At 58.5% G+C, this 9,112-nt stretch carries 6 protein-coding genes; 1 reads left to right on the forward strand and 5 read right to left on the reverse strand.

The window, feature by feature from the left end:
* Positions 1 to 6 precede the first annotated feature (6 nt).
* Entirely contained in the window at positions 7 to 1,302 is a 1,296-nt protein-coding gene (locus tag ACMRQN_RS09035; RefSeq protein ID WP_418734710.1) for an amidohydrolase, read from the reverse strand.
* Positions 1,303 to 1,496: 194 nt separating this feature from the next.
* Between ACMRQN_RS09035 and ACMRQN_RS09040 the strand changes: the two genes are divergently transcribed.
* Positions 1,497 to 2,786, forward strand: coding sequence for an ATP-binding protein (locus tag ACMRQN_RS09040; protein ID WP_418734711.1), 1,290 nt, complete (start codon positions 1,497 to 1,499; stop codon positions 2,784 to 2,786).
* A gap of 486 nt (positions 2,787 to 3,272) precedes the next feature.
* Here ACMRQN_RS09040 and ACMRQN_RS09045 read toward each other — a convergent pair whose 3' ends face one another.
* The 4 genes from ACMRQN_RS09045 to ACMRQN_RS09060 all read right to left on the reverse strand — a co-directional run.
* The gene (locus ACMRQN_RS09045) at positions 3,273 to 4,973 is read right to left on the reverse strand and encodes an ABC transporter ATP-binding protein (RefSeq protein WP_418734715.1); all 1,701 of its coding nucleotides are present in this window, start codon (positions 4,971 to 4,973) and stop codon (positions 3,273 to 3,275) included.
* Positions 4,974 to 5,007: 34 nt separating this feature from the next.
* A complete protein-coding gene (locus ACMRQN_RS09050) occupies positions 5,008 to 6,831 on the reverse strand; it encodes an ABC transporter ATP-binding protein (RefSeq protein ID WP_418734712.1) in 1,824 nt (607 codons plus the stop codon).
* 72 nt (positions 6,832 to 6,903) lie between these two features.
* Positions 6,904 to 7,527 carry an MptD family putative ECF transporter S component gene (locus tag ACMRQN_RS09055; protein WP_296062498.1) on the reverse strand — a complete coding sequence of 208 codons (624 nt, stop codon included), beginning with the start codon at positions 7,525 to 7,527 and terminating at the stop codon, positions 6,904 to 6,906.
* Between the two features lie 18 nt (positions 7,528 to 7,545).
* The coding region (locus tag ACMRQN_RS09060) for an ABC transporter ATP-binding protein (protein WP_418734713.1) at positions 7,546 to 9,112 on the reverse strand (1,567 nt) is incomplete at its 5' end.

Genomic DNA, 9,112 nt, shown 5'->3' on the forward strand with positions numbered 1-9,112 from the left:
TTTGCCTTAGAGCTCGGAGATGATGCGCTTCGTGCGCGCGGCGACCTCGGCCTTCACCTGCTCGAGGTCGACACCCGGGCAAACGCCGTCGCGATAGACCACCTCGCCGTCGCACATGGTGAGTACGACATCGGAACCATGACCCGAGAACACGACGTTGACCTCGGGGTTCGTCATGGGGCACCACGAAGCGCCCGTCGTGTCGAGCACCGCGAGGTCGGCCTTCATGCCCACCTTCACAAGCCCGCAGTCCTCGCGACCCTGCGCGAGCGCTCCCCCGCGCGTGGCAGCGGCGATGACCTGCTTGGGCGAGATGATCGCGGGATCGAGCTCATGCCCCTTGTAGATCGTGCCCATAAGATACATGTCCTGGAACAGGTCGTGGTTGTTGTTCGAGGCCATGCCATCGGTGCCGAGCGCCACATTCACACCCGCATCGAGAAGCTTCTGCACGGGCGCGAACCCGCTTGCGAGCTTCATGTTGGAGGCAGGGTTCAAGGCGACGGTCGCGCCGCGCTTGGCGAGAATCTCGATGTCCTTGTCATCGACCCACACGCAGTGCGCCGCAATCACCGGCACGTCGAACACGCCGATGCTCTCGAAGTACTGCACGGGCGTAAGGCCGTCGTGGCGGCCCTTGCATTCCTCGTGCTCGCTTTTCGTCTCGGAGATGTGGATATGGATGGGAAGACCCGCTTCCTTTGCGACCTTCCCGATATCGGTACAGGTGATGGGGTTGGATGTGTACTCGGCATGGATGTTGTAGTCCACGCGGATACGCCCGTCCTGCGCGCCGTGGTACTGTTTGACGATGCGCTCCATCTTCTCGCACATGGGGTATTCCGCAAACGGCTTCGGCTCGAAGTAAAGCACGCTCTCGCAGACGTTCATCTTCATATGGGCCTCGCCCACCGCCTGCACGCGCTCGTCGGTGGCATAGTACATGTCCGACGCGCTGACCGAGCCGTAGCGCGCCATCTCGGCAAGGGCGAGCTTGGTCGCCCAGTAGTTGTCTTCGGGCGTCATCTTCCCCTCGAAGGGCCACACGAGGTTGTTGAGCCATTCCTGCAGGGGCACGTTCTCCGCGTAGCCGCGCAGAAGCGTCATCGGCAGGTGCGTGTGCGCATTGTAGAGCGCCGGCATGAGCAGACGACCACAGCCGTCGTATACCTCACCGTAGTCGGCGGCATTTTCAGGTGCGGCGTCGCCAATATAGTCGATCGTGCCGTCCTTGACGCCCACCCATTGATGGGCCTGGTAGTCAAGATTCTCGTCGAGGATATCGATGTCGGTGAAAAGCACGGGGATGCTCCTCTCTGCTCGTTTTCAATGGCACCTATTATAGGACTGCATCTAGTAATGCGCGAGCCTCGATGTCTTTCTCGGGAAGTCATGAGGAGCCACTTCATGAAATATTTTAACGCAGATAAATAATAGAGAATCAATTAATCTGCGTTAAAATATTGTCGAAAGGTATTCTATAAGAAAGGTCGCTTATGCGTCGCAAGGCAGACAGGCTCCTTAAGGAATGGCGAGACAAGGCTGATAGGAAGCCCCTGTTAGTCAAAGGCGTTCGGCAATGCGGCAAGACCTATCTGCTCAGAACATACGCGCAGACCCTTTTCGAGTCGGTCGTCTACGTCAATCTCGAGAACGATCGGTCGGCGCGGGCGGACTTTTCGGGCGGTCTCGACCCCCATTCGATTGTACGCGCGATTGAGGCGCGAACAGGGCAGCGCATCGTGCCCGGCAAAACCTTGCTGTTCATCGATGAGATCCAGGCATGCGAGGAAGCGCTCACTTCCCTTAAGTACTTTTGCGAAGATGCCCCCGAGTATTACGTCGCGGCCGCCGGGTCGCTCCTTGGGGTTGCCATTAATCATCAGTCGTATTCGTTTCCCGTCGGAAAGACTGATTTAATCGAAATGGCTCCGCTTGATTTCGAAGAGTTTCTTTGGGCGATGGGGCACGAGCGATTGGCCGACGAGATACGCTCGTCATTTGAATCAATGGACCCTCTTGCTCCGAGTCTTCACGACAAAGCGCTTGGGCTCTATCGACAGTATCTTGTTGTTGGCGGGATGCCCGAGGCTGTCCAAACCTACGCTGAGGTTCAGTCGGTCATCGATGTCGCCGAAAAGCACCGTATCATTCTTGATGGGTATTCTGCTGACACCAATAAATATGCTGATGAACGCTTGAGCTCGAAAACGCGCGCGTGTTTCGACTCCATTCCACAGCAGCTTGCCAAAGAGAATCGTAAATTCCAATACAAGGTGGTACGAGCGGGGGGCAACGCGTCCCTCTTCGGGGACGCTCTCGATTGGCTGGTGCTGTCGGACACTGTGGTGCGCTGCAGCCTCGTCGGGCAAATCGAAAGTCCCCTGGAGGCATTCGTTAACCCCTCGTCTTTTAAAATCTATCAGGCGGATACCGGACTGCTCGTTTCCAAAGCCGGTGCTCAGCGAGCTGATATTCTCGCCGGCATCGGCGGCACATTCATGGGCGCACTTACCGAAAACTACGTTGCCCAGCAGCTTTCGGCCATTGGCTATCCGCTGCATTATTGGACTCGCGACAATCGTGCAGAAATCGACTTTGTCGTAGAGAGGCAGGGATGCGTGTCTGCGATTGAGGTCAAAGCGGGCGAGAACACGCGATCTCGAAGCCTGTCCTCACTTAAAAAGAGCCATCCGGGCGTGCGCCCTATCCGGCTTTCGACTAAGCCCTTTGGAATGAACGATGGTCTCAGGTCTATTCCGCTCTATGCGGCTTTTTGTCTATAGAGCGCTATCCTGTGGTAACGCATGAAGTGTAGAGCGCATGCCCGCAAGAGGAGTTCGATTTTCGCCAGGACGGCTTCGGTCGAAGCCACTCTTTCCACCTCCGCGACCCCGACGGGATCGTCCTAGAGATCATGCAGCCGTCGGACGGTTAACGCACGCTACGGATTGCCCAGGCGGTTATGGGCAATCCGCAGCTGATGAATAGGGGGGTGGCAAGGGAGACTGGACGCAACTGGGACGACGGGACGGCAGAATCCTGTTTTTTCATGCCATGGGTGTTGCGAGCGAAAGCAGCGATCAAGTAGCGAAGCACTTGGCCGATCGGCACTTTTGCATCATGCCGACGTCGACCGCATGATCGGCTCCCGTGATTTCAAGAGGCAAAACATATCGCTGGCAAAACTTCCTCTGCGCCTCCGGTTCGCAGATATGCCGAGTGGGGGCTTCGGCACGTACCCGACCGCCCCACCTCACATCGTTTTTGCGCTAGAGAGCCCACGCGGCGCTTTCGCGCTGCAGCTCCAACATACGGCGGTACCTGCCTTCGGGCTTTTCGCGTAACTCAGCCGGGCTTCCCTGCTCCACAACGCTGCCGCCTTCGAGTACCACAATCTTGTCAGCATTGTCGACCGTGCGCATGCGATGCGCGATGACGAGGACCGTCTTGCCTTGAAGCAACTCGGAGAGAGCAGCTTGCACCTGCGTCTCGTTTTCCACGTCAAGCGAAGCCGTGGCTTCATCGAGCAACACAATCGGAGCGTCTTTCAGCAGAGCGCGCGCAATCGAGATACGCTGGCGCTCGCCGCCGGAAAGCCTGCTACCGTTTTCCCCGATCATCGTGTCGTAGCCGTTGGGCAAACGCCCCACGAACTCGTCGCAGCGCGCCGCCCTCGCCGCGGCGAGAACCTCCTCGTCCGTAGCGTTCTTCTTCCCAAGGCGAATGTTCTCACGCACGGTGTCATCGAAAAGCACCACGTCCTGGAACACCTCGGAGAATGAAGAGAGCAGCGTTTCCGGATCGACAGTGGAGACGTCGACGCCGCCCACGAAGACCGCACCGGAGCTTACATCCCAAAAACGCGAAGCGAGCTTGACAGCTGTGCTCTTGCCCGAACCAGACGCGCCCACAAGCGCCGTCACCTGCCCTTCCCGCGCCGTGAACGACACGCCGTCCAAGACATCCTCGCCGTCAGCGTATGCAAAGCCCACGTCATCGAAAGCCACGTCGTAGCCCTGAGGCTCGAACGAGGTGCTACCTGTCTGAATAGGCTCATTCTCGATGGCGCGCATGCGCTTCAGGCTCAAGCTCATGTCCATCAGCTCGGCGACGGCCTGCAAGATAACGTTGATGGGATCGTAAACCCTCGTCACCGCCAACAGGTACACGAAGAACACGAGGAAGTCGACTCGTCCTGTCACGAGCAGCATCGTCCCCACCACGATGACGGATGCGATTCCCAGGCGCAAGAAGCCTTGAGCGGAGCATACCGCCACGCCCATAGCCAGTTCGGCACCAATCTTCTCTCGCTCGAAACGATCGATGCGACGACCAAGATCGCTCTGAAACGCGCCCACCTTGTTGAGCGAGCGTATCTCGCGATGGCATTCAAGGTATTCCTGTAGCCCATCGACGAACGAAAGGGACGCCGCGTTCTTCTTCGCGGTATGCGACTTCTGGACGCGCGCGGTCAGAAGCAACGCCACGAGCGCTACGGGGATGGGCCAGAGCGCAGATGCCGCCAGCCTCCAGTCGAACGCGAACATCATGGCAGCGAATACCAGCGTCGAAGCGCCCATGCCGAAAATCTGCGGCATGGTGTGCGAAAACAGGCGCTCCTGATCGGAGCAGTCCTTCATGATAACGCTTGTCAAGTCGGCCAAATCGCGCTTCCCGAAGAACGAGAGCGGAAGCAGGCGCAAACGCTCCGCGATGGCGATGCGCTTGCGAGCGCTTTCTTGGTACACCACCGTATACGTCGCACGATATTCCCACATCTGTGTAACGAACATCACGGCAAGTGCCGCCACGATTCCCACTGCGTAGAGCGCCATGCCAGGCAGGCCGACAGCAGGTTCACCAAGGTACCTGACGAAATCGCTCGCGACGAAGTACAGCACCACGATGGGCAGCATCAGCATCAGGTTCGCCAGCGCGCAGAACCCGGCACCGCGCATAAAGTCCTTCATGCCCTGGTCGGTCAGGGCGAAAGCATCTTGAATCCTACGCCACACGGCTGTCACCCCCTTCGATCCTCCACATCGCGCTGGTTCGGTAGTCTCGCCACATGCGCGCATACAGCCCGCCTTGCGCGACAAGCTCTTCGTGGGTACCCTGCTCCACGACAGAGCCCTGATCGATGACGAAGATGCGGTCCGCATTTGCGACGGTGGATAGACGGTGCGCGATCATGAGCACCGTCTTGTCTTCGCAAAGTGTCGCGAGAGCCGCCTGGATCAACGCCTCGTTTTCGGGGTCGGCGAACGCCGTTGCTTCGTCGAGAACCACGATTGGGGCGTCTTTCAGAATGGCACGCGCAAGCGCGATGCGCTGGCGCTCTCCCCCGGAAAGGTACACGCCCGCTTTTCCCACCACGGTGTTCACGCCATCGGGGAACTTGGCGATGATGTCGTCGCACTGGGCCGCATGGAGCGCCGCGAGCACCTCGGCATCACTCGCATCGGGGCGACCCGCACGCACGTTGTCGGCCAAGCTTCGCTTGAACAGCCGATCGTCTTGGAACACGAAGGAAACGGCGCCCATCAGCTCCTCGACGGGAATACGTCGCACATCCGCCCCGCCCACAAGAACGACACCCTCATCTGCGTCCCAAAAGCGCGGGACGAGCGACGCGAGCGTCGACTTGCCTCCGCCCGACGGCCCGACGAGAGCCACCGTCGCCCCGGCGGGAACGGAAAGCGATACGTTGCAAAGCGCCGGTTCCCTGGACCCCGGATACGAGAAGCTGACGCCTGCAAGCTCGATGCTCGCCTCCTTCGGATGAAGCGCTTCCGCAGGCTCCACCTCGTCGATGGGAGCGACCTCCATAATCGTGTTCATCCGCCGCAGTGCGTCTTCGGCGATCATGACGGCCTCCGACGAATACATGACCTTCGACATCATCGTTGTTGTCATCGCCGAGAAGAACGCATAGAACAGGAAGTCAATCAGGAAAGCCGGGAAATCAGGTGCGACGGCCGCAAGCGCAATGCCTGCAGGCACGAGCACCGCGAAAGTCGAGTTGATCGCGACCAGCTGCACGACTTGGGGTCGTCGGCAATACTCGGTATAGTTCGTCGCCATGTCGCGATAGTCGACGACCGCCTCGTGGAATGCTTTGAACGAAAACACCGTCTGCTGGAATACCTTTACCACGGGTATACCACGAACGTATTCTGTTGCCGCAGCACTCATGCGCATGAGAGCCGCCTGGTAAAGCTCCATGAAATGGCGGCCACCCTTCGCATCCTCGCGGCCCATCATCCACCACATCGCGGCGAAGGAAACGGCGATGGGGACGAGGCACAGAAGTCCCATCCTCCAGTCGAACAGGAACGCCACGACGAAGAAGATCACCGGGGTGGCGAAAGAGCCAACAAAATCGGGCAGCTTATGGGCGATAAGGTCTTCTGTCTGGCCCGCACACCCGTCGATCACGCGGCGCATCTCCCCCGACGAGTGCACGCTGAAATATCCCATTGGGATCCGCGCCACGTGACGTACCATCGCCTTGCGCATATTTGCCGCAATGCGAAAGGCCGCCAGATGCGAGGCCATGAGCGCACCGAAATACACGATGATGCCCAACACGGCGAACGCCACAGCAAGCACAGACCACATCGCAGCCGATGATGCTTCGTCCCAGTTCGGGTACACCAAAACCAAGTCACGAACCACGAACCACACGCATACGAGGGGCATCACGGCGAGCGCGGCGTTCAGCACCGAAAGACCGCATCCCGCATACGCCAAAACCCGCCGCTTGCCAGCAAACCCCAACAGCTCGAGAATCGCATTTTTCTTCTTGGCAGGACCTTCTTTCCCCACGTCCTTTCCCACTCCTGCTGTTAGAGTACCGTCTTCCCGGGTCATTGCCATATTTACCTCCCGGCCGTTAATCTACATGCCAAGCTTGGCAAAGTGCTTCGAGAACACCTTGGTACCGATGAAGCCGCCGACGAGGCCGCCAGCGATGGTGGCAGCGCCGGTAACGACGCCCATTGGGCTTAGAATCGAGTTAACGAGCGTTTGGCCGTACTCGAGGGTCATGCCGGCTTGAACGCACATCTCGGCATAGGCCTCGCCCATCATAAGGATGAGGGAAATCTGCCCCAGCCAGAAGCAAAACGTGAACGCGGCAAAGGCACAGATAAGCTTGGTCTTGGTGCGCTTCTGCGGATCGCCTGCGATAAGGTCTGCCACGATACCGCCCACAACAATGCCGACAGGACCGCTCCAGAACATACCCATCAGAAGGCCGACCGCACCAACTATAATGCCCATGATGGCGATCGCGCCACGCTTCGGGACGCGATAGGCCAGGTACATGAACACGGTACCAGCGAACAACGCGCCTACCGTGTGAGTAAACCAGCACAGGTTGGCATTCGCGCTAAAGATAATCGAGAACACCATGAACACTAGGAACAAAAGGATGCCGAACACGGCGATAAAGACGAAGTCTTTCGGGCTCAAGCCATTACGTTCCTTGGCGGCAGAACCGATTGTTGCTTTACTTGTCATTGTGAAACCTTTCTCTTGTTACTGTATTTCTGCAAACCCGAAATTGAGCTTCAACTTCGGAAGTGTTGCCTTGTTTAAGGGGAAGCGCTCGGCGATGCGCCCGTCTTCGACCAGGGCTATCTCATCGCATGCCGAGCAGAGGAATTCATAGTCGTGCGAGACAACGCAGACAGCGATTCCCGCATCGCGCATACGCGCGATCTGGGCATCTATTCGACGCATGTTGCGATAATCCAAGCCACTCGTAGGCTCGTCGAGAATCATCGCGCGGGCACTCGAAAGCAAGCCAGCAGCGATGGAAAGCCGTTGGCGCTCCCCGCCTGAAAGGGAGAGCGGGTGCCTGTCGGCAAGACCTTCGAGAGCAAGCGCAGCCTTTATTGCTGCAATCCGGTCCTTATTGCCTAGGCTGTCTTCCGCGCCATCCGAAGAGCACGCGCTTGCAAGCTCATCGTCGACTGTGCTGCTGAACAACTGGTATCCCGGTTCTTGCATAACCAGGTACACGCGCCCCGCCCGTTTTCTTGCGCGAAGCGGTACGTCGTCGACCTCGATCACCCCCGCCTTTTCCTTGAGAAGGCCGGCCATGCACCGGGCAAACGTCGTTTTCCCAGCCCCGTTGTGCCCCACAATACCGACGATACTACCCGGAAGGAGGCAGGAATCGAGACCGTTCAAGACCGCAGGCGCACCGCGGTAGCCAGCAACTACGCCGCTCATACGTACGATGGTTTTTCCGTAAGAAGGTGATCTGGAGGCATTCGATGCGACCGCGTCGCCCAAGAGCGACACCGCCACAACAGAGTCGATTTCAGCAAGAGAGGCGGCGCGCAGCCCCATATCGGTTCTCGTTTCAAACGGCATAGCAAGGAACTCTGCCGCCGCCCAGTCTCCTATAACCGAGCCATCGCTTATAACCACATAGCGGTCTGCAATACCATCAAGCCACCACAGGCGATGCTCGGAGATAAGCACGGTCTTCCCCTGGCTCTTCAGAAGCGCAACCGTGCGCGCAAGATTCCGCATCGCATGCACATCGAGCGACGCGGTTGGCTCATCAAGCACGAAGATGTCAGGATGCACTGCATAGGCCGATGCCAGGATAACCGACTGCTTCTGCCCGCCGGAAAGCGCCTCGGTACCGCGCCCGAGCAGGCCCTCAATACCGAGCGTTGCCGCTGCCTGCGCCACACGTTCGACCATTTCCTCGCGATCGATTCCGAAGTTCTCGCATCCGAAGGCGATTTCCGAGGTCACGTCGAGATTGACGAACTGGCTACGCGGATTCTGGAACACCGACCCGACATGCGCGGAAAGCTCGCCCATCGTCCATGCGGAAACGGGTTTTCCCGCAACAAGCACCTCACCTTGAAGGTCCCCTTCGTACATAAGAGGAATAAGCGCATTAACGAGGCGCGTAAGCGTTGTCTTGCCACATCCTGACTGCCCGGTCACAACAACGCATTGACCGCGAGGGATCTTAAGCGAAACGTCACGAAGCGATGGACGGGAAGCGCCTTTGTAGCAAAACGTGCATCCATCGAGCTCGATAGCATAGGGCGAAGCCTTCGCCGCGGCGGCATTTTCC

This window comes from Ellagibacter sp. (assembly GCF_048412355.1).
Taxonomy (GTDB): domain Bacteria; phylum Actinomycetota; class Coriobacteriia; order Coriobacteriales; family Eggerthellaceae; genus Ellagibacter.

Bases quoted from the DNA above. Each gene is read 5' to 3' on its own strand.
- ACMRQN_RS09040 (WP_418734711.1), top strand. From the start codon at position 1,497: ATGCGTCGCAAGGCAGACAGGCTCCTTAAGGAATGGCGAGACAAGGCT.
- ACMRQN_RS09045 (WP_418734715.1), bottom strand. From the start codon at position 4,973: ATGAAGGACTTTATGCGCGGTGCCGGGTTCTGCGCGCTGGCGAACCTG.
- ACMRQN_RS09055 (WP_296062498.1), bottom strand. From the start codon at position 7,527: ATGACAAGTAAAGCAACAATCGGTTCTGCCGCCAAGGAACGTAATGGC.